20 protein-coding genes are annotated in these 22,547 nt (G+C 76.0%); 9 read left to right on the top strand and 11 right to left on the bottom strand.

Going from position 1 to position 22,547, the window contains the following annotated elements:
• Positions 1–12 precede the first annotated feature (12 nt).
• The 3 genes from ctaD to ACIQTO_RS17690 all read right to left on the bottom strand — a co-directional run bounded on the left by ctaD (position 13) and on the right by ACIQTO_RS17690 (position 3,554).
• On the bottom strand, positions 13–1,839 hold the full coding sequence (ctaD, locus tag ACIQTO_RS17700) for a cytochrome c oxidase subunit I (protein ID WP_402388517.1): 1,827 nt from the start codon (positions 1,837–1,839) through the stop codon (positions 13–15).
• Positions 1,840–2,193: 354 nt separating this feature from the next.
• Positions 2,194–2,685, bottom strand: a complete 492-nt coding sequence (locus ACIQTO_RS17695; RefSeq protein ID WP_402388635.1) for a pyridoxamine 5'-phosphate oxidase family protein — start codon at positions 2,683–2,685, stop codon at positions 2,194–2,196.
• A 41-nt stretch (positions 2,686–2,726) separates the two neighbouring features.
• On the bottom strand, positions 2,727–3,554 hold the full coding sequence (locus ACIQTO_RS17690; protein WP_402388516.1) for a sigma 54 modulation/S30EA ribosomal C-terminal domain-containing protein: 828 nt from the start codon (positions 3,552–3,554) through the stop codon (positions 2,727–2,729).
• A gap of 499 nt (positions 3,555–4,053) precedes the next feature.
• Between ACIQTO_RS17690 and lanM the strand changes: the two genes are divergently transcribed.
• The 3 genes from lanM to ACIQTO_RS17675 all read left to right on the top strand — a co-directional run bounded on the left by lanM (position 4,054) and on the right by ACIQTO_RS17675 (position 10,797).
• A complete protein-coding gene (gene lanM, locus ACIQTO_RS17685; protein WP_402388515.1) occupies positions 4,054–7,065 on the top strand; it encodes a type 2 lanthipeptide synthetase LanM in 3,012 nt (1,003 codons plus the stop codon).
• An 88-nt stretch (positions 7,066–7,153) separates the two neighbouring features.
• Positions 7,154–7,366 carry a hypothetical protein gene (locus ACIQTO_RS17680; protein WP_402388514.1) on the top strand — a complete coding sequence of 71 codons (213 nt, stop codon included), beginning with the start codon at positions 7,154–7,156 and terminating at the stop codon, positions 7,364–7,366.
• 317 nt (positions 7,367–7,683) lie between these two features.
• Complete coding sequence (locus ACIQTO_RS17675; RefSeq protein WP_402388513.1) at positions 7,684–10,797, top strand: AAA family ATPase; 3,114 nt, start codon at positions 7,684–7,686, stop codon at positions 10,795–10,797.
• Between the two features lie 31 nt (positions 10,798–10,828).
• Here ACIQTO_RS17675 and ACIQTO_RS17670 read toward each other — a convergent pair whose 3' ends face one another.
• From ACIQTO_RS17670 to ACIQTO_RS17660, 3 genes are all read right to left on the bottom strand, one after another.
• Positions 10,829–11,713, bottom strand: coding sequence for a virginiamycin B lyase (locus tag ACIQTO_RS17670; protein ID WP_402388512.1), 885 nt, complete (start codon positions 11,711–11,713; stop codon positions 10,829–10,831).
• Between the two features lie 127 nt (positions 11,714–11,840).
• Positions 11,841–13,028 (bottom strand): AI-2E family transporter, encoded by a 1,188-nt coding sequence (locus ACIQTO_RS17665; RefSeq protein WP_402388511.1) that lies wholly within the window; start codon positions 13,026–13,028, stop codon positions 11,841–11,843.
• 130 nt (positions 13,029–13,158) lie between these two features.
• Positions 13,159–13,302, bottom strand: coding sequence for a hypothetical protein (locus ACIQTO_RS17660; RefSeq protein WP_402388510.1), 144 nt, complete (start codon positions 13,300–13,302; stop codon positions 13,159–13,161).
• A gap of 191 nt (positions 13,303–13,493) precedes the next feature.
• On the opposite strand from ACIQTO_RS17660, the gene ACIQTO_RS17655 reads away from it, so the two are divergent.
• Entirely contained in the window at positions 13,494–13,637 is a 144-nt protein-coding gene (locus tag ACIQTO_RS17655) for a hypothetical protein (RefSeq protein ID WP_402388509.1), read from the top strand.
• 182 nt (positions 13,638–13,819) lie between these two features.
• On the opposite strand, the gene ACIQTO_RS17650 is transcribed toward ACIQTO_RS17655, so the two are convergent.
• The 5 genes from ACIQTO_RS17650 to ACIQTO_RS17630 form a co-directional block, all read right to left on the bottom strand.
• Positions 13,820–14,926, bottom strand: coding sequence for a winged helix DNA-binding domain-containing protein (locus ACIQTO_RS17650; RefSeq protein WP_402388508.1), 1,107 nt, complete (start codon positions 14,924–14,926; stop codon positions 13,820–13,822).
• Complete coding sequence (locus ACIQTO_RS17645; RefSeq protein WP_402388507.1) at positions 14,923–15,648, bottom strand: glycerophosphodiester phosphodiesterase; 726 nt, start codon at positions 15,646–15,648, stop codon at positions 14,923–14,925. Before ACIQTO_RS17645 ends, ACIQTO_RS17650 begins: the two co-directional genes overlap by 4 nt.
• An 8-nt stretch (positions 15,649–15,656) precedes the next feature.
• On the bottom strand, positions 15,657–16,103 hold the full coding sequence (locus ACIQTO_RS17640) for a hypothetical protein (protein WP_402388506.1): 447 nt from the start codon (positions 16,101–16,103) through the stop codon (positions 15,657–15,659).
• Positions 16,104–16,222: 119 nt separating this feature from the next.
• Entirely contained in the window at positions 16,223–16,639 is a 417-nt protein-coding gene (locus ACIQTO_RS17635; protein ID WP_402388505.1) for a molybdopterin-binding protein, read from the bottom strand.
• A gap of 187 nt (positions 16,640–16,826) precedes the next feature.
• Positions 16,827–18,020, bottom strand: a complete 1,194-nt coding sequence (locus tag ACIQTO_RS17630) for an ROK family transcriptional regulator (RefSeq protein ID WP_402388504.1) — start codon at positions 18,018–18,020, stop codon at positions 16,827–16,829.
• Positions 18,021–18,176: 156 nt separating this feature from the next.
• Between ACIQTO_RS17630 and ACIQTO_RS17625 the strand changes: the two genes are divergently transcribed.
• The 5 genes from ACIQTO_RS17625 to ACIQTO_RS17605 all read left to right on the top strand — a co-directional run bounded on the left by ACIQTO_RS17625 (position 18,177) and on the right by ACIQTO_RS17605 (position 22,515).
• Positions 18,177–19,454: an MFS transporter gene (locus ACIQTO_RS17625; protein WP_402388503.1), complete on the top strand. Its 1,278-nt coding sequence runs from the start codon at positions 18,177–18,179 to the stop codon at positions 19,452–19,454.
• Between the two features lie 121 nt (positions 19,455–19,575).
• Positions 19,576–20,361, top strand: coding sequence for a dienelactone hydrolase family protein (locus ACIQTO_RS17620; RefSeq protein ID WP_402388502.1), 786 nt, complete (start codon positions 19,576–19,578; stop codon positions 20,359–20,361).
• Between the two features lie 39 nt (positions 20,362–20,400).
• On the top strand, positions 20,401–20,943 hold the full coding sequence (locus ACIQTO_RS17615; protein ID WP_402388501.1) for an RICIN domain-containing protein: 543 nt from the start codon (positions 20,401–20,403) through the stop codon (positions 20,941–20,943).
• Between the two features lie 72 nt (positions 20,944–21,015).
• Positions 21,016–21,558: an RICIN domain-containing protein gene (locus ACIQTO_RS17610; protein ID WP_402388500.1), complete on the top strand. Its 543-nt coding sequence runs from the start codon at positions 21,016–21,018 to the stop codon at positions 21,556–21,558.
• Positions 21,559–21,738: 180 nt separating this feature from the next.
• The gene (locus ACIQTO_RS17605; RefSeq protein WP_402388499.1) at positions 21,739–22,515 is read left to right on the top strand and encodes a TVP38/TMEM64 family protein; all 777 of its coding nucleotides are present in this window, start codon (positions 21,739–21,741) and stop codon (positions 22,513–22,515) included.
• The last annotated feature ends 32 nt before the right edge of the window (positions 22,516–22,547 follow it).

Raw genomic sequence — 22,547 nt, 5'->3', positions numbered from 1 at the left:
GGCCGCGGTCCGTCAGCGGTCCGGTGTCCGGTCGCCGCGCCGCAGCGCGCGGCGGGCCGGCTCGTCGTACCTGGCCGGAGTGACGCCGGCCAGGTGCTTGGCCGGTTCGCCGTTGTTCTCCAGGAAGTCCAGTGCCGCGATCTCGGGATGGTGCAGGTCGAAGGCCGGGGACTCCGAGCGGATCCGGGGCAGGGTGACGAAGTTGTGCCGGGGCGGCGGGCAGGAGGTCGCCCACTCCAGCGACCGCCCGTAGCCCCACGGGTCGTCCGCCGTGACCCGCTCGCCGTACTTGGCGGTCTTCCAGACGTTGTAGAGGAACGGCAGGATCGACAGGCCCAGCAGGAACGAACCGAGGGTGGACACGGTGTTGAGGGCCGTGAAGCCGTCCGAGGCGAGGTAGTCGGCGTAGCGGCGCGGCATGCCCTCGGCGCCCAGCCAGTGCTGGACCAGGAAGGTGCTGTGGAACCCGATGGTGAGGGTCCAGAAGCTGATCCGCCCGAGCCGCTCGTCGAGCATCTTGCCGGTCATCTTCGGCCACCAGAAGTGGAAGCCGGCCATCATCGCGTAGACCACCGTGCCGAACAGGGTGTAGTGGAAGTGCGCGACGACGAAGTACGAGTCCGAGACGTGGAAGTCGATCGGCGGCGCCGCCAGCAGCACACCCGTCAGCCCGCCGAAGAGGAAGGTGACCAGGAAGCCGACCGTCCAGAGCATCGGGGTCTCGAAGCTCAGCGAGCCCTTCCACATCGTCCCGACCCAGTTGAAGAACTTCACCCCGGTCGGGACGGCGATCAGGAAGGTCATGAAGGAGAAGAACGGCAGCAGCACCTGGCCGGTGACGTACATGTGGTGCGCCCAGACCGTCACCGAGAGGCCCGCGATCGCGACGGTGGCGGCGATCAGGCCCGCGTAGCCGAACATCGGCTTGCGGGAGAAGACCGGGATCACCTCGGAGACGATGCCGAAGAACGGCAGCGCCAGGATGTAGACCTCGGGATGGCCGAAGAACCAGAACAGGTGCTGCCAGAGCATGGCCCCGCCGTTGGCCGGGTCGAAGACGTGCGAGCCGAACTTCCGGTCGCACTCCAGCGCCAGCAGCGCGGCGGCCAGCACCGGGAAGACCATCAGGACCAGGACGGAGGTCAGCAGCACGTTCCAGCAGAAGATGGACATCCGGAACATGGTCAGGCCCGGGGCGCGCATGCAGATGATGGTGGTGATGAAGTTGACCGCGCCGAGGATGCTGCCGAAGCCGGAGAGCGTGACGCCCATGATCCACATGTCGGCGCCGATGCTCGGCGAGTGGACCGCGTCCGAGAGCGGGGCGTAGAGGAACCAGCCGAAGTCGGCCGCGCCCTGCGGGGTCGCGAAGCCGGCGGCGGCGATCAGCGAGCCGAACATGAACAGCCAGAAGGCCAGCATGTTCAGCCGGGGGAAGGCGACGTCGGGCGCGCCGATCTGCAGCGGCATGATCCAGTTGGCGAAGCCGGTGAACAGCGGCATCGCGAACAGCAGCAGCATCACCGAACCGTGCATGGTGAAGGCCTGGTTGAACTGCTCGTTGGAGAGGATCTGCGTCCCCGGCCGGGCGAGTTCGGCGCGCATGACCAGGGCCAGGACACCGCCGATCAGGAAGAACCCGAACGCCGACACCAGATACATGGAGCCGATCGTCTTGTGGTCGGTGGTCGTCAGCAGCCTGACCAGGGCCGAGCCGGGCCGACGGCCGGGCCGTACTCCTGCCGGCCGGACGGCCGACGGCGGCGCACTGTCGCCCGGTGCCTCGATGGCGCTCAAGGACGCACTCCTTCGAACTTCTGCGGATGGATGGCGATCCATGATCAGAACTCGACGGCCTTGCGCCCCAGGGCCGTTGGGCCCGGCGGGTCCGGGCCGATGGGCCCGCGTTCCGGGCGGCGGCCCGGGACCTCCGCCGAGGATCCGGGGCCCGACGGATGACCCCGGGCACGGGCTCCCGGCACGGACGCGGGGCGCGGACCCGGGGCAGGGGCTCCCGGCACTGACACGGCGCGCGGACCCGACGCGCGGACCCGGCGCACGGCGGAGCGCCGGTGCGGGTCGGGGGCCGAGGCCCGTCACACCACCCGCGCCGGCGCTCCGCCGGGCCCGCCCCACAGCACCCGCCCGCCCCCGGGGGCCACCGGCGGGGGGCGTTCCGGCGGCAGGGCGGCGCTACCGAGCGGCAGCCGCCGCGGCTCCGGACCCGGCCTCGGTCAGCCGGTAGCCCGTGACCAGGTCCGGCTGGATGGCCACGGTGTGGTCCATGGCGGCGTCCACCCAGGGCGTCAACAGCTCGCCGTAGCGGGCCAGTCGGACCGGGTCGGTGACCGGGCGGGCATAGCCGGTGACGACCACGCTCCAGCCGAGCCTGGTCCGCGGATCGATGGCGTCGGCCTCGTACGCGACCACGACGCCCGCCGCGTCGGCCCCGAGGGCGGCCGTGCCCAGCGCGGCCGCGTCGTGGGTGCGGATCACCACGGTGTCGTCGACGAGCAGGTGGTTGACCGGGCGGACGGCCGGCAGCGCCCGGACGGTGAACACGATCCGCCCGAACGGCACACCGCCCAACAGCCGCAGCGCTTCGGCCCGTTCGATCGGCACCAGCCGGCGCGGCGGGGCCACCCCCGCGGCCGGGCGGCGCCCGCCCGGGGACTGCCCGGCCAGCCGGCGCAGCGTGCGCAGCCGGTGGCGGACGACCTCGTCGCTCACGATGTGCCCGTGATCAGGCCGAGCAGGCCGTCGAAGCGCCGGTAGAGCACCCGGCCGCGCCGCGTCCCGGGCTGGGCGAAGAACAGGAACGGCAGGTCCGCGGCGCAGAGCCGGTCGACGGCCTGACTTTCCGTCAGCTCCGGGGCGCCGAACGGGCTGAGGGTGAACGGGACGGCCGGCCGGGTGGGCGGGCCGGCGGCGGTGGTGCGCGCGAGGCGGTAGCCGGTGGGGCCGATCCGGTGGACGACGGCATCGGTCTCGGTGGCCGGGTCGGTGAACAGGTGGACGTCGAAGTCCATCGCGTCCATGGTCCGGGCCGCCGCGTCCGGCGAGCACCACACCAGGTGGGCCTCCTTGCGCCGCACGATGTGACGCGGCCCGCCCGAGGACCTCAGCGGGAGCCCGGTGCACGGGTGCGCGGCGAACGGTGCCGCCCCGGCGGACACCGGCGCCCGGACGGCGCGCGACGGCCCGCCCTGCGCGGGAATGCCGGACAGCAGACCGCGCCCGCCCGCCCGGCGCGGCCACGGCAGCGGCGTCCACCCGGTGGTGACGGCCGCGATCCGGGCGCGCAGCCCGTCGGCCAGCAGGTCCAGGGCCGCCGCCCGGTCGGCGGCGGCCTCCTGGACGCGGATCCGCCGGCCGTCCACCTCGGCGTTGACCTGCGCCAGCACGCTCGCCGCGCCGATCGGCCGGATCCGCACCCGGACCGCCTCGACCAGGGCGTCCGCCCCGCCCACCACCGCGGCGATCCGGGCCCTGGCGTCGATCACGACGCCCCGCGACAGCCCCTCACCCACCTGTATCGCGACCAACTCGCCCACCTCAGGCCTCTCCTGTCCCGTCACGCCGTTCGCCGTCCCGTCACGTCTTCCCACCGGTGCGCCCCGCACACCCGTGCGGCGCTCACGATCCCGGTGCCACGCGGCACGGGGAAGGGCCGAACGACCCACCCGCGCCCGCCACCCGGCCCGCGCCCGCCCGGCGCCACGAGCGCCCCAGGCCCGCGCCCGCCCGCCGGCTCCTGCGCCCCGGCCCCACCCGCACCCCACCGCGCGGACGCCCCGTCCGACCCCGGATCATGCGGGCGGCGTGCCACAAAGATGGGGGCCCGCCCCCCATGCCCCGGCGGCCACAGCAGGGCAAGGATCAGCACCGAGGGCGGCGGCTTCGACGGCGACGCGGTCCTCTCGCGGCATCGGAGGTGCGGTGGTGGCAGAGGTGGACGCCGTGCGCAGAGCGCACCCCGACGGGGGCGGCGCACCGGTTCAGGGCCCGGTCGCACCGGCGTCCGTCAAGGCCGCCACGACGCCGCACCCTCCGATGCCCGGCGACGCCCCGGTCCGGTCCCGCGCTCTCACCCCGGCACCGACACCGGCCGCCCCGTCCCGGCCGTCGCGGCACCCGCGGGCCCGGGCCGACCGGCCCGTCTGGTGGGAGCGGGCGCTGACCCCCGGCCTGCCGCGCCCGGCCGGCCGCCCCGACTGGGCCGCCTTCACCGAGGCCGCCGTCGCCTCCGCACCCGTCCGGCCGATCGTGCCGCGCGCCGCCTACCCCGGTCTGACCGGGTTCGCCCTGGTCCTCGCGCCCTTCGCCGAGCGCGCGCTCGTCCGGCTGCCGGCCGTGCTCGACCCCGCCGCCCACCGGTCCGGCCGGCCCGGCCCGTTGGACGTCCCCGCCCTGCGGGCCGGGTTCACCGCCCGCCTCGCCGAGCGCCTGGCCCGGATCGCCGCCCGCACCCTGGTGCTGGAACTGCACACCGCGCGGGCCGCCGGGCGGCTCGCCGGCGGTACCCCGCAGGAACGGTTCCGCGCCTTCCTCGCCCTCACCGCCCGCCGCGACGGCCTCGCCGCGCTGCTGCGCGCGTACCCCGTCCTCGCCCGGCTGCTCGCGCGGACCTGCCTGGACGCCGTCGACGCGCACGCCGAACTGCTCACCCGCTTCGCCGCCGACCGGCCGCTGCTGGTCGCCGGCCTGCTGCGCGGCACCGACCCCGGGCCGCTGGTGGCCGTCGAGTCCGAGGCCGGCGACCGCCACCGGCGCGGCCGCGCCGTCGCGGTGCTGCACTTCGCGAGCGGCGCCGCCGTGGTCCACCGCCCCCGGCCGCCCGCCGCCCACCGGCACTTCAACACCCTGCTCGGCTGGTTCGACGCGCAACCCGGCGTGCCCCGGCTGCGCGCGCTCGGCCTGCTGGACCGGGGCGACTACGGCTGGACGGAGTTCGCCGAGGCCCGCCCCTGCCGCACCGGCTACGAGGTCGAGCGGTTCTACCGGCGCCAGGGCGCCCTTCTGGCACTGCTGCACGCCGTGGACGGCACCGACCTGCACTACGAGAACCTCGTCGCCGCCGGCGAGCAGCCGGTGCTGGTGGACGTCGAGACCCTGTTCCACCCGCCGGCCCGGACCTGCCCGGCGCAGGACCCGGCGGCCCGGGCACTGGAGGAGTCGGTCCACCGGGTCGGCCTGCTGCCGCAGTTGCTGCTCGGCGACGACGGCGCCGTGGACGTCTCCGGCATCGGCGGCGGCCGGCGGGCCGTCTCCCCGGTCGAGGGCGTGGACTGGGCGAACGCCGGCACCGACGAGATGCGGCTGGTGCGGCGCGCCCGCCCGCTCGCCGAGGCCCGCAACCGGCCCTGGCTGGACGGCGCGCCCGCCGACCCGGCCGACCACACCGAGGCGCTGGTGGCCGGCTTCCGCGCCGGATACACCGCCATCATCGCCGGGCGCGGTCAACTCCTGGGCCCCCGGGGCCTGTTGCGATCCTTCGCCGAGGCCGAGGTCCGGGTGGTGCCACGCGCCACCCGGGTGTACGCACGACTGCTGGACGAGTCGACCCACCCGGACGTCCTGCGCGACGCGGCCGCCCGGGGCGCGGTCCTGGAGCTGCTGCGGACCGACGCCGTCGCCGACCCGGGGCGCCCGGAGCTGGCCGACCACGAGCTCGCCGACCTCCGCTCCGGTGACGTCCCGCTCTTCACCACCCGCCCGGGCAGCCGCGATCTGTGGACCTCGGCCGGCCGCCGGCTCCCCGGCGAACTCGCCGACACCGGTCTGGCCCGCGTCGAGGCGAAGCTGGCGGCCCTCGGCGAGGTCGACCGCAAGGACCAGGAGTGGATCGTCCGGGCCGCGATGGCGGGCGCCGCCGGGACTCCCGCGCACCGCCCCGGCCGGCCGGCACCGGAGAACGTCTGGGCCACCGCGCCCGAGCCCGAGCAACTCCTGGCCGCCGCCCGGGGGGTGGGCGACCAGCTGGTCGCGGCCGCGTACCGGGGGCGCGCGCGCACCAACTGGCTCGGCCTGGAACTGCTCGCCGACCGCTACTGGCGGGTCCGGCCGCTCGGCGCCGACCTGGCCGGCGGGTACACCGGCACCGCGCTGTTCCTCGCCCAACTGGCCGCCCTCACCGGCTCCGACCGCTACGCCGAGGTGGCCCGCCGGGCCCTGGCACCCCTACCCGGCCTGTTCGACAGCCTCGGCGCGCACCCCGACCGGCCGGCCGCCGTCGGCTCGGGCGCCTTCGCCGGGCTCGGCGGCATCGCCTACGCGGTCACCGAGATCGGCCGCACCCTGGACGACCCGCTGATCCGGCAGTGGACCGGCCCGGCGGTCGCGCTCACCGCGGCCGCCGCCGCCCGCGAGACGGACACCGGTGTGCACAGCGGCACCGCCGGCGGCCTGGCCGCGCTGCTCGCCGTGCACACCGCGACCGGCCGGCCCGAGGCCCTGTCGGCCGCGGCGGCCTGCGCCGACCGGCTCGCCGACGCGCCGACACCCGGCGGTACCGGCTTCGCCCACGGCTCGGCGGGCACCGGCTGGGCGCTGCTGCGGTACGCGGAGGCCGTCGGGGAGCCCGCCGACGGCCCGCACCACCGGGCGGGCCTGGCCGCCCTGCACGCCGCCACGGCCGCGCGCGCCCGGGAGTCCTCCTGGTGCCGGGGGCGGCCCGGCATCGCCCTCGCGGTGGCCGACAGCCCGCTCGCGGGCGCGGACCGGCGGCTCGCCGACTGGGCACAGCGCGCCGTCCGGAACACCGCGCGCGCCGCGGCGTCGGCCGACCAGAGCCTGTGCCACGGCGAGTCGGGCGTGTTGGAGCTGCTCGGCCGCGGCGGCCCGGCCGCGGGGCGGACGCCATGGGTGCGCCGGGCGGGCGCGCTGCTGGCCGGCGTCGACCAGGACGGCCCGCACTGCGGCACCCCCGGGGCGGTGCCGCACCCGGGTCTGCTCACCGGCCTGGCCGGGATCGGCCACGGACTGCTCCGGCTGGGCTTCCCCGAGCGGGTGCCGCCCGCCCTGCTGCTGCGCGCCCTCATCCCGGCCGACCGGCCGGCCCCCTGACCGCACGCCGTTCACCGTCCACGACGACCGCGGCGGCGCGGCGGGCGAGCACCCCTCGCCCGTGCTCGACCACGCCATCATCGCTTCCATGACGAACGGGAGTACCGCACCCATGAACGACACCGACCCGGCACTGAGCCGGAAGCAGCCGGACGCACGGCCCGACGAGGCGGTGGACCACCCCGCCGGGGACATCCGGCTGCGGGCCGGCGGCGGGCTGGGCCTGCGTTCGCAGCTCCTGTCCGCCGCCGGCGGCCCGGCACCGGCCTTCGAGTTCCCCACCATGACCGTGCCGATCTGACCGCACCCGGCACGACGGCCACCGTACGGGCTCCCGGTACCGACCCGACGGACGGCGACCACGGCGGCCCACCCGTCGCGGCCGTCCCGCGCGCCCCGGCCGTTCCGGCCGTTCCGGCCGTGATCGGCACGTCCCGACCGTCGCGACCCCCGCGACCGTCGGTCCGCCACCGGGGACCGGGCAGCGCCCCGGTGGCGGACCGGAGGGGCCTCTCGCCGATGTGGTCGTACGGCAACCATCCGGTGCCGGAGCCGTGTTCGCTTCGTGGCCGATTCACCACTCTACAGATCGGACAGGTCGTCAAGTAGCCTGCGGCCATGCGGACCACTTCGTCGATCACCGTCGGCCGGACTGCCGAGCTCGGCCTGCTCGGCAGCGCGCTCGCCGCCGCCCGGCAGCGGTCCGGACGGGCGGTCTTCCTGCTCGGCGAGGCCGGGATCGGCAAGTCCCGGCTGGCCGGCGAGTGCGCCTACCAGGCCTACGGGACGGGCCAGCCGGTACTGCGCGGACGCGGCAGCTCCACCGGGACGGTCACCCCGTTCCGGCCGCTGATCGAGGCGCTCTCCTCCCGCTTCCGCGCCGCCGGCCCGCCCACCGACCGCGAACTCGACCCGTACCGCCCCGCCCTCGCCCGGCTGGTGCCCGAGTGGCGCGGGGCGGCGGCCTCGGCCGCCGGCGCCTACCCCGAGACGGTCGTCGAACTCGCCGAGGCCCTGCTGCGCCTGCTCGCCGTCCTCGGGCGGGAACAGGGCTGCGTGCTGCTCCTGGAGGACCTGCACGACACCGACGCGGAGACGGTCGCCGTACTGGAGTACCTGGTCGACAACCTGGCCGGCCTGCCCGTCCTGCTGGTCGGCACGCTGCGGGCGGAGCCCGGCCCGGCGCTCGACCTGGTCCGGGCCGCCGAGCGCCGACGCGCCGCCACCGTCACCGAACTGCGCCCGCTGCCACCCGCCGACGTCCGGACGATGGCCGCCGCCGTCCTGGAGAGCGAGGCCGCCGACGTGCCGGCCGCCGTCCTGGAGACGCTGGCCGAACGCGGCGACGGCTGCCCCTACCTGATCGAGGAACTGCTGGCGGACATGCTGGCCGGCGGCGCGCTGCACCGCTCCGGCGGCCGCTGGGAGGTGTCCGGCGGCCTCGGTACCGGCGTGCCCAGCACCATCGTCCGCAGCTGGGGCCGGCGGATCGACCAGTTGGACCCACCCGTGCGCGACCTCCTGGTCACCGCCGCCACCCTGGGCAGCCGGTTCTCGGTCAGCACCGTCCAGCTGATCACCGGGTACGACGACCGGACGCTCTTCAGCCATCTGCGGTCGGCCTCCGAGGCCAACGTCATCGTTCCCGACGGCGCCGCCCCGGACCGCTACGCCTTCCGCCACACCCTCACCGCCGGCGCCGTCACCGCCGCCCTGGCACCCGCCGAGCGGGCCGCGGTGGCCCGCCGGGCGGCCCGGGCGATCCTCCGGGCCGATCCGGACCTCGCCGACGAGCGGCGTCAGTTGGTCGCCTCCCTGCTGCTGGCCGGTGGGGACCGGACCGGCGCCGCCGTGCACTTCGCCGAGGCCGGGCGACGTGTCCTGGAGGCCGGCGCCGCCGGGTCGGCGGTGGTCCTGCTGGAGCGCGCGCACGAGCTCGCCGGGGACGCCGAACGGGCAGCCGTCACCGAACAGTTGCTGCCCGCCCTGGCCGAGGCCGGCCAGCTGGACCGGGCGTTCGAGCTGGTCCGCACGCTGCCCCCGGTCCGGCCGGAGGCGACGACCGGCCACCACCCCGCCGGCCGCGGTCCGGCCGTCGACCGCCGGGTCGACCTGCACACCCGGCTCGCCTGGGCCGCCGTGATGGCCGAGCGCGCTCCCGAGGCCGCCGCCCAGGTCACCGCCGCCCGCACCCTCTCCGGCGCGCACCCGCGCCCCGGCCAGGACGCCGCGCTCGTCGTCGTCGAGGGCCACCTGGCGCTCCTGCCCGACCATCTGCCCGGCCCCGCGGCCGACCCCGACCAGGCCTCCGGGGAGAGCCGCGCCGACCGGGAGCGCACCGGCGAGGACCACCGCAGCGAGGACCACCGCGACGAGGACCACCGCGACGAGCACCCGGGGCGGGCCCGCCTCGCCCGGACCGAGGCCCTCGCCCGCCGGGCCGCCGAGGTGGCCGAGCGCTCCGGGCTGCCGGTGGTCGCCTGCCAGGCCTGGCAGTTGCTCGCCCTGCTGGCCCGCGAGCGCGGCTTCGACGACGCCGACGCCTGCCTGGAACGCATGCTCGCGGTGGCCGAGGCCCACGCCCTGCCCGTCTGGCGCGTGGAGGCGCTGCTCCGGCTGGGCGCCAACGCCTTCATGCGCACCGGCGACGGCGCCCGCCTCGAACGCGCCCGGGAGGCCGCCGCCGGGCTCGGCGCGATCGTGCTCACCCAGACCCTGGACGGCCTGCTCGCCATGAACGCCGTGCTGCGCGGCGAGTGGCGGACCGCCCGGGACATCATCGACCGCTGCCTGGACGCCACCGCCCGGCTGAACAACGTGCCCGCCCACCGCTACCTGCTGCTCGGCTCCGCGACCCTCGCCGCCCACCGGGGCCGCGGCCGCGAGATGGAGCGCGCACTCGTCCGGTTCCGCCAGGCCGGCGGCGAGGAGTCCTTCCTGATGCCCCTGCGGCACGGCCTCTGCCGGGCCGTCGGCGCCCTGCTCGCCGAGGACCGCGCGGGGGCGCGCGCCGAACTGGCCGCCGGCCTCGCCTGGGAGCGGGAACACCCCAACGTCTTCTACCTGGCCGGCCGACACGGGCTGCATCCGCTGCTGGAGGTGGCCGAAGGCAGCTGGCAACGCCCCGACCTCACCCGGGCGATGGCCGCACCGGCCACCGAACTCGCCTGGAACCGCCAGTTCCTGGGCTTCGCCGAGGCCGTGCTGCTCGGCCGCGAGGGCCGTCCGGACGACGCCGTCCGCGCGGTCGACGAGGCCCGCGCGGCGCCGGCGCCGTTCCCGCTCGCCCACCACCTGGCCCTGCGGCTCACCGCCGAAGCCGCCCTCACCGACGGCTGGGGCGATCCGGTGGGCTGGCTGCGCACCGCCGAGGAGTACTTCCACGAGGCCGGGATCCAGCCGGTCGCCGCCGCCTGCCGGGCCCTGCTGCGCCGGGCGGGCGCCAGTGTCGCCCAGCACCGCGGCGGCCGCGACGCCATCCCGGCCGGGCTGCGCGCCGCCGGGGTGACGCTGCGCGAGTACGAGGTCTTCGCCCTGCTCACCGACCGCCCCGGCAATCAGCAGCTGGCCCGGGCCCTCTCCATCTCCCCCCGCACGGTGGAGAAGCACGTGGCCAACCTGCTGGCCAAGACCGGCCGCCCGGACCGCGCGACCCTCTGCGACCTCGCCGCCGAACTCTGTGCCGGGCCCCGCGACGGGAGCCCGGGCCCGTCCCCGCAGTCGGGCAGCTGAGCGACGCCCGCGCTCCCGGCGGCCCGTCCCCTCAGGGGGTCAGCCGGACGATCTCACCGATCTCCAGGGCCGCGTACACCACACCGTCCGGACCGACGGCGATGCCGTGCGGCTCGGCGGCCGGGACGGGCAGCTCGTACCCGGTCCAGCGGCCGTCGGCGGTGAGGGAGCCGATCCGGTTGCCGGCCCACTCGGTGAACCAGAGCCGCCCGTCGGGGGCGGCCGCGACGGCGTGCGGGCGGGCGGCCCGGTCGGGCAGCGGGTACTCGGTCACCCGGCCGTCCACCGTGATCCGGCCGATCTGGCCGGCGCCGATCTCGACGAACCAGAGCGCACCGTCACCGCCGGCGGCGATGCCCACGGGCGCGGCCCCCTCGGTCGGCAGCGGGTGGACGGTGATCTCCCCGTCGACGGTGATCCGACCGACGGCGCCAGCCCGGTTGAGGGTGAACCAGAGCGCCCCGTCGGCCCCGGCCGTGATCATCGACGGGAAGGCGTCGGAGGCCGGGAGCGGATACTCCGTCACCCGGCCGTCCACGGTGATCCGGCCGATCCGGTCCGCGTTCAGCTCGGTGAACCAGAGCGCGCCGTCCGGTCCGGTGGCGATCCCGAACGGCCCGGCCCCCGCCGTCGGCAGCCCGAACGAACGCTCCCGCCCGTCGGTGTCGATCCGCCCGATCCGGTGGTCCCGCATCCGGGTGTACCAGAGGGCGCCGTCCGGACCGACCGTGATCACCGACGGCCCGGACCCGGCCGCCGCCATCCCGAAGCGCCGCACCGACCCGTCCGCCGCCAGCCGCCCGACCTCCCCGGCGTGCACCAGGGTGAACCAGACGCCGCCGTCCGGCCCCACCGTGACGCCGTAGGGCCCGGCCCCGCCCTCCGACACCTGGAACCGCTCGATCCTCCCGCGCATCCCCGCTCCCCACTATCGCGACTTGACTCGCATTAATAGTGGCACACTCCCCTACCCCCGGCGCGGGTGCCCGATCGCCCAGGTCCTGTCCGGCGTCGCCCGCCCGGCAGGATCGACCGGACAGGACCTACTCCTGAGCCGCCGTCGCGTCCCGCCCCCGGTCCGGTCCGCCCCCGTCGGCCGGTTCGGGTTCCTCCTGTCCCGGGCCCCGGCGACCGGACCGGACGGGGTCGACGGTGCCCCGCAGCACGGAGACCACACCGACACCGGCGGCGCAGATCGGGACGGCCAGCAGCGCGCCCAGGATGCCGGCGATACCGGCGCCCGCCACCACGGCGACCATGATGGTGGCCGGGTGCAGCTCGACGGTGCGGCTCTGGATCACGGGCTGGAGGATGTTCCCCTCGATGGCCTGGACGGCGAGGACGATGCCGAGTGCCCAGAGCGCCGTCCCCAATCCCCCGTCGGCCAGGGCGACCAGGACGGCCACCGTCCCGGAGAGGAACGCCCCGACGAACGGGATGTAGGCGCCCATGAAGACCAGCGCGCCGAGCCCGGGCGCACCGGGGATGTCGAGCAGGAGCAGGCCGACGGTGATGAAGAAGGCGTCGATCAGCGCGATCAGGGTGGTGCCGCGCATGAACCCCGCCATCGCCTCGAACGCCCGGTCCGCGCAGGCGATGACCGTCTCGGCGCTGCCGTCCGGGAGGTGCGAGCGGAGGGCCTGCGGGGTGCGGTGGCCGTCGCGCAGGAAGAAGAAGACCAGGGCGAGCGCCAGCACGGCGCCGGTGAGGATCTGGGTGGCCAGACCGAGGCCCGAGAGCACGCCGTTGGTCACCGTGGAGAGCAGCGAGCTGGTCTCGCCGGAGGCGTTGTCCAACGCGTGGCGGATCTTCTCGCCGACCGGTCCGAGCCAGTCGGCCAGCCGGTCACCGGCCTGCTGGAGCGATGCGGCGATCTGCGGGGCGCTGTGCACCAGGGAGTTGACCAGCAGGGCGATCACCCCGCCGACGGCGGCGACCAGCAGGGCACAGGTCAGTCCGGCGGCCAGGCCCCGGCCGATCCCGTGGCGGACCATCCACGGCATCACGGGGTAGAGCAGCGAGGTGCCGAGCAGCGCCAGGATGACCGGGACGGTCGCCGCGCGTAGTTCGACCAGCGCGAAGACGACCAGCGAGGCGACGGTGATCAGGAGGATGACCGCGACCGACCAGGCGGCCGCCGCCCGGACCGGGGGCGGCAGCATCAGGTACGGCCTGCGGTGGTCCGGCCGCCGCTCGTCGGGAGTCTTGCCGGACGGGAGCTCCCCCGACATGTCCACCTCCACCCGCCTCAAACCGGTCCAATTGCCCCATCTCAGCAGATGATCTGATCAATCGCCCGTTATGCCGCACCTGGCGCGCCCGGGCCGGCCGCCTCCGGCCCGGGCACCCGGTGGCCCGCCCCTACTCGTGGAACTCGAACTTCCACGCCTGCCGCTGGTCGTTGACGGCCAACGGGCGCAGCGCGAGACGGGGCGGGAAGATCCTCAGCAGGCTGAGGTCCAGCGCCAGCTCGACCCCGTCGATCGGGCCGCCCGGGACGACCACGTGGAAGCTGAACGGCTCGGCCGCCTGGTAGAGCGCCCACGCGCGGGGCTCGGTGCTCGGTGCTCGGTGCTCGGTGCTCGGGGCTCGGTGCTCGGTGCTCGGTGCTCGGTGCTCGGTGCTCGGTGCTCCCCATGATCATCTCGTTGATGTTCGGCTCGTCGTCATAGGTCAGAAACGTCTGGTGCCGCAGGTTGCGAAGCTGGACGGTGCCGTCGTCGAGCCCCTCCACCTGCCACTCCTGCTGCCCCGGCTGCCCGGTCGGCGGCAGCAGCACCGCGAGGTCCTTCGGCTCCAGCAGCGTGATCAGCTGCTCGTACGGCCTGGTGATGGCATAGACGCCATTGGGTAGGGGTGCCACGGTCGACTCCGTTCTGCGCCGCGGTGCCGCACGGACACCGCTGACCACTGGGTGAGCCGATTCAACCGGCGCCGACCCGGTCGCACACGGAGGAATCGCGGAGCCTCACCCCATCGGGAACGGCGCCCCGCACAGCCGTTCTCCGGTCGAACGCCGGAGCTAGCCGGCCTCGTCGAAGCGGACCTCGCCCCCTCCGCCGGCGAACGCGAGCACCCGCTCGGCCTCCGTCAGCGCCTCCCGCCGCTCCCCCCGGTCCAGCGCCGCGAACGGCCGGACCACCACCGCGCTCCCGCCGGCCCGGTCCTCGGTCAGCTGCCAGCTCCCGGCGACCAGGCCGTCGACCAGCAGGGTGCCGAGCACGATGCCGTTCCGCGTCATCACCCGGGGCCGGTACTCCTCGGGCAGCACCCGGGTGCGGTCGGCGTGCGAGAGCAGCAGGTTGTCGAACGGGGCCAGCAGCCGCACCGGCGCCGGGACGGCCGGACCGGGCCGGGGCGCGTCCGGCAGGTCGTACAGCAGCCGGTCGTGCTCGTCGCGGAAGGTCACCAGGTCCGGCGCGAGCCGCTTGAGCACGGTGCCGAGCCGGCTGAGGCCGCACCACTTCTGCAGATCGGCCGCGGTCGCCGGGCCGAAGGCGGCGAGGTAGCGCAGGGCCAGGCCGTCGACCGAGGGCTCCCCGGCCGGCGGGCGGCCCAGCCAGGACTCCGCGGTCGTGTGCGCCGCGGCCCCGCCGCGGCCCCAGAGACCGCGCGGCGGCACCTGGACGAGCGGCAGCAGGCAGCGCGCGGCCTGGGCCAGGGCCGCCGGGTCGCGGTCGGGCCGGCTCGCGGCGAGCAGTGCGCCGAGGTCCTGGAAGGTGCGGGGCCGCTCCTCCAGCAGGGCCCGGGCCTCGTCGCCCAGCACGGTGAGGTCCACCCCGGCCAGCCGCTTGCCGTAGGCGGCGCGCAGGCCCTGGTCGAGCACGGGCTGGAGGAGCGGGCGCAGCGTCAGGCAGTCGTCCGCCGTGACCAGGTGGATGGTGCCGCGCTGGAGGGCGATCCGCACCACCGCGCGCCGCTCGATCAGCTCGTCGAGCCCCTCGGGGGTGAAGCCCTCCAGTCGGCTGAGCAGTCCGAGGTGGGGCGGCTGCGGCACGGCCTGGGCCTGGAGCCCGCCGAGGTGGTGGATCATCGCGGCCGGGGTCATGGCGCTGCGGGCGAGCAGGTGCTGACGGGCCAGCAGGGCCCGGCCGAGCGCGCGGGCCCCCAGCACGCGCGCCGCCGTCATCGGCGGCTGTCCAGCACGGAGCGCAGCACACCGATCCGGTTGCTGGTGATCGAGTCCACCCCGGCGGCGCACAGCCGGCGCATGGTGCGGCGCAGGTCGGCGGTCCAGGTGGAGACGGCGAGGCCGGCGTCGTGGGCGGCGGCGGTGAACTCGGGGGTGGCCAGGCCGAACGGCGGGTTGAGGAAGCGCGGGCGCAGGTCGTCCAGCAGGGCGCGGGCGGGCAGGCGCGGCTGCTTCCAGGTCAGCGCGATCTCCGCGTCCGGGCTGAGGGCCCGGACGGCGAGCATCGCGGTGGCGGGCCCGCAGAACGCGACGCGGAGCTCGGCGCCGAGGCCGGTGACGACCGCCCAGGTGGCGGCGGCGGGGTGCGGGTCGTCCAGGTCGATCAGCAGCCGGGCGGCGGGGGTGGCGGCCGCAGCCTTGACCGCCTCGGCGAGCGTGGGCACGGCAAGGGCTCCGTCGCGCACCTCGTCGAGGCGGTCGAGGGTCACCCGGCGCAGCGGGCGCGGGTCGCCCCAGAGGCGTTCGAGGGTCTCGTCGTGCAGCAGGACGGGCACGCCGTCGCGGGTGAGCCGGACGTCGACCTCCACCGCGTCGGCGCCGGCGGCCAGCGCGGACTCGACCGAGGGCAGGGTGTTCTCGCGGTACCGGTACGGGTCGCCCCGGTGGGCGACGGCGAGGACCGGACGGCGGACGGCGTTCGAGCCGGCGCTGGCATTCATCGGAGCACTCATCGGATCAGCCCCGCGAGCCACGGGGACAGCTGGAGGTGGGTGACGGTCTCGCGGTAGCCGGGCTCGCCGGGGACGGTGACGATCAGCGTGCAGGAGGGCGGGAAGGTCCGCTGCCGCACGTGGACGTCTCCGCTCCACACCGCGTCGAGGAAGGCGGGCACACTGTCGCGCGCCACGTCGAAGGCGATCCCGTCGACGGCGACCACCGCTTCGTCGTGGACGAAGAGGCGGACGGTGACCTCCGGGCGGCCGCCGATCTCCAGGAAGGCCTCGTGGGGTATCGCGTCGAGTCCGTCGCCCGGGGTGTGGCCGGCGACCAGTCCGGCGAAGGTCCGGTCGCGGCCGATGTCGTGGCCGGCGCGCACCTCGCGGCCGTGCCGGGCGGCCATCGCCTCGACCGCGAACACGGCGCTCTGGGTGGACGGCAGCGGCGGGTGGGGCATCGGGTGGCGGTCCTCTCGTCGACGGTCTCTACAGGTCCGGGCGGGGTGGCACGGGTCCGGACGGGGCGCGACCGGGCCCGGCGGGCCGGTGCCCGGGCGCCCGGTCGCGGTGTGCCCGGTCACCGCAGTTCGACCATCACATTGGTCGACTTGATGACGGCCGTCGCCGGTGCGCCGGCCACCAGCTTGAGCTCCTCCGCCGATTCCCGGCTGATCAGCGAGACCACCCGGAACGGCCCGGCCTGGATCTCCACCTGCGCCGCGACGTCGCCGAGCACCACGTCGGTGACGATGCCGGGGAACCGGTTGCGGGCCGAGGACGGCCGCCCCTCGGCCTCGGCGTTCTCGGGGCGGGCGAGTTCCCGGGCGAAGGCGGCCAGTTGGGCACCGGGGATGATCCGGTGGCCGTGCTCGTCCCGCTCCGCGGCGACCCGGCCGGCGTCCACCCAGCGCCGCATGGTGTCGGCGCTCACGCCGAGCATCGCCGCGGCCTCGCCGATCCGGTACGGGTTGACCGGCGCGTCGGACTGGCCCATGTGCGACTCCTGACGGTGGTTCGGTTCACGTTCGGTATCACGTCCGGTTCCCCGGAGGGGTTGCCCGGACGGGTTCCCCGGAGGGCGACGGCGGCGCTGGTCCGGCCGTCCCCGCCATCCTGCCGTACCGCCCGCCCGCCGGGCGAAGCGGAGCACCCGGGCGTCCGCCGGGCGGCGGCGGCCGGCCTCAGGGCTCGCCGAAGAGGTCCCGGCGGACGGCGTCGCCGGCGGTGAGGACGGCACCGGCGAGCACCGCGCCGCCGCCGGCCGTCCCGGCCCGGACCTCGGTGCGCAGCGGGGAGAGCGTGGCGAGGCGGCGTTCGACCCGGCCGGCGAGCTCGGCCCCACCGGCCCGGCCGATCTCGCCCCCGAGGACGACGCAGCCCGGGTCGAGGACGACGCAGACGGCCGAGGCGCCGACCGCGATCCGCTCGGCCAGCTCGTCCAGGAACGGTCCGCCCGGTTCCCCGTCGCCGCACGCGCCGAGCGCGGCCCGGACGACGGCCTCGGCGGCCGCGGCGTCGTCAGCCGGGCCGGCGGGCAGCCCGTGGGCGCGGGCGAGGTCGCAGACGGCGGCGCTGCCAACCAGGCCGTGGAAGCCGCCCTCGCACCCGGTGGCGTCCGGCAGGCCGGCGGTGCCGGGGACGGGCAGGAAGCAGATCTCACCGGTGCCGCCGGACGCGCCGCGGCGCAGCCGCCCGTCGAGGATCACGGCGGCGCCGACGCTGTGGCCGAGCCAGATCAGGACGAAGGTCTGCCGGCCCCGGGCCGCGCCGATCCGGTACTCGGCCCGGCCGGCCAGGTTGACCTCGTTCTCCAGGATCACGTCGGTGCCGGGCAGCGTCTCCAGGGCGGTGAGCAGTTCGGCGTGCCAGCCGGGCAGTGCGCCCGTGCTGTAGAGCCGGCCGGTGGCGGGGGCGACCAGCCCGGGGGCGCCGACGGCGACGGTGTGCAGCCGCTCCACCCCGGCCCGGGCCGCGGTCTCGCGCAGGGTGCGGACGATCCGTTCCGCCGTACCGGCGTCGCCCCGGCCCTCGACGGCCAGCTCGGCGGTGGCCAGGGTGTGTCCGGTGAGGTCGGCGACGACCAGGTTGACCCCGCCCGAGCGGACGTCGATCGCGGCGAGGTGGGCGCGCGAGGCGACCAGGGCGTACAGCCGGGCGTTGGGACCGCGCCGCTGTTCGCCGCGTTCGCCGACCATCGCGACCAGGCCGCTCCGCTGCAGCCGTTCCAGCAGGTCGGCGACGGTGGGTCGGGAGAGTCCGGTGAGATCGCGGAGCTCGGTCGCGGTCAGTGGCCCCTGGTCGAGCAGCAGGTTGAGCGCCAGCCGGTCGTTGATCGCCCGGGCGGTGCTCGGCGTGGCCGTACGCACGGTGGTCATGGGCTGCATCCTTCCAGAGTGTTTCTATCAGGTTCCCTTCCTGATAATTTATCGGAGGACGCCACGTGGGCACGAACCGCGCCGGACGGGCATCTATCGACAGGAAGCACCCACAGGGCACCGCCGCGCCACAGCGCGGCCGGGAGGGAACACCGGATGACCGACCACCTGACCGCAGGACCACCCCTCGACCCGCCGTCCGACGCCACCCTGGAGCGGCCGCGCCGGGCCAGGGCGAGCATCGGCCTGGTGTTCGCCGTGCACGGCGCCGTCAGCGGCAGCTTCGTCACCCGCATCCCCTGGATCCAGGACCGCCTGGACCTCTCCCCCGGCCAGCTCGGCCTCGCCCTGGTGATGCCCGCGATCGGCTCCTCGCTCGCGATGCCGCTCGCCGGCCGGTTCGTCCACCGCTACGGCGGGCGGGCCGCGGTGCGCGGACTGCTCTCGCTCTGGTGCCTGGCGCTGACCCTGCCCGCCCTCGCCCCGTCGCTGCCGGTCCTCTGCCTGGCGCTGCTCGCCTTCGGTGCGACGGCGGGCATGGCGGACGTGGCGATGAACGCCCAGGGCGTGGAGATCGAACAGCGCCTGGGCCGCTCGATCATGTCCGGACTGCACGGGATGTGGAGTGTGGGCGGGCTGCTGGCCTCCGCCTTCGGCATCCTCGCCGCCCACCGGGACCTGGACGCCCGGCTCCAGCTCGCCGTCACCGCCCTGGTGCTGCTCGGCCTGGCGCAGTTGGTCAGCCGCGGCCTGCCCGACCTGCGGGCGGCCGAGGGGGAGGAGGAGCCGCCGCGGTTCGCCCTGCCGCCGCGCAGCTCGCTCGTGATCGGACTGGTCGGCTTCTGCGCGGTGTTCGCCGAGGGCGCGTCGATGGACTGGAGCGGCGTCTACCTCAAGGACGTCACCGGCGCCTCGGCCACCATGGCGGCCGCCTCGTACACCGCGTTCGCGCTCACCATGGCGGTCAGCCGGCTGGCGGGCGACGCGGTGATCCGCCGGCTCGGCGCCGTCCGGGCGACCAGGATCAGCGGCGCGATCGCCACCACGGGCGGCGTGCTGGTGGTCCTCGCCGACAGCCCGGCCCTGGCCATCCCGGGGTTCGCGCTGATCGGCATCGGCATCGCCGTCGTCGTCCCGCTCGCCTTCGCGGCCGCCGGCCGGATCGGCACCAACCCGAGCCAGGCCATCGCGGGCGTCGCGACCGTCACCTACACCTCGGGCCTGGTGGCGCCGGCCATCATCGGGGCCCTCGCCCAGGCCACCTCCCTCACCGTCTCCTTCGGGGTGGTCGCCGCGCTCACCTTCGCCCTGCTGCTGAGCGCGGGCGCCCTGCGCCGGGCCGAGCCGGACGCCGGCCACCCGACGGGCGGCGAGCACCCGGCGGCGGCCGCCGGACGACCCACCGAAAAGGTGATCACACCGTCATCGAAATAGCCTTACCAAAGAAATTCCCACGCGATATGATCAACACTTCGAATGGAATTCCCCGCTAATATCGCCGACTGCCGGGTGCGCCGAGCGCCCGGCGGTTCCGCGACCAGTGGAGGAATTCCCCGTGTGCTACGACGCCGACTCCGCGCCTCCGTCCTTCACGCCCGCCACCAGCACCGTGGCCGAATCCGCCGCCCTCACCCTCACCTCGGGCGACGGCACGGAGTTCGCCGCCTTCCTGGCCCGGCCCGCGCGGCCGACCGGTCCGGGCGTACTCGTCCTGCCGGACAACCGGGGCCTTTCCGATTTCTACCGCGCGACCGCCGTCCGGCTCGCCGAGCAGGGTCACCCCGCCCTCGCCGTCGACTATTACGGCCGTACCGCCGGCGCCGCCCCGCAGGAGCGCGGACCGGAATTCGGCGAACTCCCGAACCTGCTGCCGCACCTGCTCGCCCTCACCCCGGCCGGCCTCGACGCCGACCTCACCGCCGCCATCGGCCGGCTGCGCGCGACCGGTGCCACCGAGGTGACCGCCCTCGGGTTCTGCTTCGGCGGCCGCCAGGCGTTCCGCGCCGCCGCTCCCCGGTTCGGCCTGTCCGGCGTGGTCGGCTACTACGGCTACCCGGACGCCCTGAACGGCGCCCCCGGCCCCACCCAGCTCGCCCCCGGTCTGACCGCCCCCGTGCTCGCCTTCTGGGGCGGCGCCGACGAGCACATCCCGGCCGCCGCGGTCACCGCCTTCGACACGGCGCTGACCGCGGCCGGCTGTCCGCACGAGTTCCTGACGTTCCCCGGAGCCCCGCACAACTTTTTCGAGCTGAGCGCTGTCGAACACACCGACGCCGCCAGGACCTCCTGGCAGCGCCTGCTCGCCTTCCTCGCCGCCCCGGACCGGCTCGGGCCGGCCTGAACCCGGGGCGGGCACGACCGACCGGCTCCAGGGGGACTCGTGAACGACCGCACAACCGCCCGGCACCGCGTCGGGCCGACCGCCGCCGTCCTCGCACTCGCCGCCGGGCTGGCACTCGCCACGCCGGCGGGCGAGGCCCGGGCCGCGACCTCCGCCCCGTTCGCGATCGGGAACCTCGCCACCTACAAGTGCCTGGAGGTCGCCGACTGGCGCACCGACGACGGCGCCCCGGTGCGCGAGTGGACCTGCACCGGCGGCGACAACCAGCAGTGGGTCTGGACCGACACCGACCAACTCGTCAACGTGCACAGCGGCAAGTGCCTGGAGATCCCCGCCTACCGCACCGAGCCGGGCGCCCCGGCCGGCCAGTGGGACTGCAACGGCGGGCTCAACCAGGCCTGGAGCGACGCGAGCCGCCTGCACAGCGGACTGCGCCACCTCGTCAACCGCCACAGCGGCCGCTACCTCGACGTGGCCGGCGGCAGCACCACCGACGGCGCGCCGGTGATCCAGTGGGACCTCAACGGGGGGTACAACCAGGTCTGGTACTACTCGCCGTTCCCGCCCGGACCGCACCACTGACCGGCGGTCCACCCCGCTCGACCGCCCCCGCCCGACCATTCCCGCTCGACCACCGACACCGAGGGGACCTCCATGACCACACACCGCACCTCCGCGGTCGGACGCCTGGGCTCCGCCGCCGCCGCGCTCGCCGTCACCGGCGTGCTCGCCGTGGCGGCGCCGGGCTCCGCGCGGGCCGCGACGACCGTCCCGTTCGAGATCCGCAGTGCCCTCACCAACAAGTGCCTGGAGGTCGCCGACCGGCGCACCGACAACGGCGCCCCCGTCCGCCAGTGGACCTGCACCGGCGGCGACAACCAGCAGTGGGTCTGGACCGACACCGACCAACTCGTCAACGTGCGCAGCGGCAAGTGCCTGGAGATCCCCGGCTACAGCACCACCTGGGGCACCCGGGCCGGCCAGTGGGACTGCAACGGCGGACTCAACCAGGCCTGGTCGGAGACCGTTGTCCACCACAGCGGGATCCGCACGGTGGACAACCGCTACAGCGGCCTGGTCCTGGACCTCGCCGGCTCCAGCGGGGCCGACGGCACCCCGGTCCTCCAGTGGGGGCGCAACAGCGGCCTGAACCAGGCCTGGCTCTACTCCCCCTGGCCGCCCGGCTCGCACGGCTGACCACCGGCCGCCGTGGCCCGGCCGGCACCGGTGACCGGACGGTGACCGGTGCCGGCCGGGTGGTGCGGCGGACGCCCGGCCCGGTGCCCCGGGCGGCCCGGTGCCCGGCCGGCCGTGGCACCGGCACCCCGGGGTGAACCCGCCGCCCCGGTCACCGGGCCGCCCGGTTAGGCTCGGGCGGTGCCCGAACCCGCGTCGCCCGTCCTCTCCCCGACCGTGCCCCCGCCGGTCGAGCCCGCAGTGCCCGAGCCCGCACTGCCCGCGCCGACCGGGCCCGCCGTCGGCGCGCCGCACGCGCCGCTGCCCCGCTCGCCGTGGCCGCGGTTCGCCCTGCTGGTGCTGATCCTCGCCGCGGCGGCCGGCTCCCTGCTGCTGTGGAGCCCGTCGGACCTGCTCTCCCACGGTCTCCCGGCCGGGGTGCCCGGGTACTGGCTGGCCCCCGCGTTCACCGCGGTCTACGCGGTGGGCACGCTCGCCTTCGTGCCCCGCCCGGCGCTCAACGCGGCGGCGGGGCTGCTGCTCGGCATCCAGCAGGGCGTCCTGCTGGCCGTGCTCGGCACCACCCTGGGCGCGGCGGCGGCCTTCGTCCTCGGCCGGCTGCTCGGCCGCGAGGCGCTGCGCCCCTATCTGCGCGGGCGCCTGCTGACCGCGCTGGACCGCCGCTTCACCGAGCAGGGGTTCCGCAGCGTGCTGCTGCTGCGCCTGCTGCCCGGGCTGCCGTTCCAGGCCGGCAACTACGGCGCCGCCTTCTCCGGCGTGCGGTTCCTGCCGTTCCTGACCGCCACCGCGATCGGGGTGGTACCGACCACCGCGATCTACGTCACGGCGGCGGCCAGCGCCGGGGAGCCCGGCTCCGCGGCGTTCCTGCTGTCGGCCGGCGCGATCGCCGCGCTGGTCGTCGCCAGTGCGGTCCCGCTCTGGCGGGCCGCCGCCCGCCGCCGCGCCCGGCAGGCCTGAGCCGCGCCGCCGGGTGCCGCGGGCCCGAGCCC

It is taken from the genome of Kitasatospora sp. NPDC091207 (assembly GCF_044768625.1).
Taxonomy (GTDB): domain Bacteria; phylum Actinomycetota; class Actinomycetes; order Streptomycetales; family Streptomycetaceae; genus Kitasatospora.
This window is presented reverse-complemented; position numbering and strand designations above follow the sequence as displayed.

Coding starts and splice junctions, on each gene's coding strand:
- ACIQTO_RS17665 (WP_402388511.1), bottom strand. CDS start 13,028: ATGTCGGGGGAGCTCCCGTCCGGCAAGACTCCCGACGAGCGGCGGCCG.
- ACIQTO_RS17635 (WP_402388505.1), bottom strand. CDS start 16,639: ATGGGCCAGTCCGACGCGCCGGTCAACCCGTACCGGATCGGCGAGGCC.
- ACIQTO_RS17630 (WP_402388504.1), bottom strand. CDS start 18,020: ATGACCACCGTGCGTACGGCCACGCCGAGCACCGCCCGGGCGATCAAC.
- ACIQTO_RS17670 (WP_402388512.1), bottom strand. CDS start 11,713: ATGCGCGGGAGGATCGAGCGGTTCCAGGTGTCGGAGGGCGGGGCCGGG.
- ACIQTO_RS17680 (WP_402388514.1), top strand. CDS start 7,154: ATGACGAACGGGAGTACCGCACCCATGAACGACACCGACCCGGCACTG.
- lanM (WP_402388515.1), top strand. CDS start 4,054: ATGCCCGGCGACGCCCCGGTCCGGTCCCGCGCTCTCACCCCGGCACCG.
- ACIQTO_RS17675 (WP_402388513.1), top strand. CDS start 7,684: ATGCGGACCACTTCGTCGATCACCGTCGGCCGGACTGCCGAGCTCGGC.
- ACIQTO_RS17645 (WP_402388507.1), bottom strand. CDS start 15,648: ATGAATGCCAGCGCCGGCTCGAACGCCGTCCGCCGTCCGGTCCTCGCC.
- ACIQTO_RS17625 (WP_402388503.1), top strand. CDS start 18,177: ATGACCGACCACCTGACCGCAGGACCACCCCTCGACCCGCCGTCCGAC.
- ACIQTO_RS17610 (WP_402388500.1), top strand. CDS start 21,016: ATGACCACACACCGCACCTCCGCGGTCGGACGCCTGGGCTCCGCCGCC.
- ACIQTO_RS17640 (WP_402388506.1), bottom strand. CDS start 16,103: ATGCCCCACCCGCCGCTGCCGTCCACCCAGAGCGCCGTGTTCGCGGTC.
- ctaD (WP_402388517.1), bottom strand. CDS start 1,839: ATGGATCGCCATCCATCCGCAGAAGTTCGAAGGAGTGCGTCCTTGAGC.
- ACIQTO_RS17650 (WP_402388508.1), bottom strand. CDS start 14,926: ATGACGGCGGCGCGCGTGCTGGGGGCCCGCGCGCTCGGCCGGGCCCTG.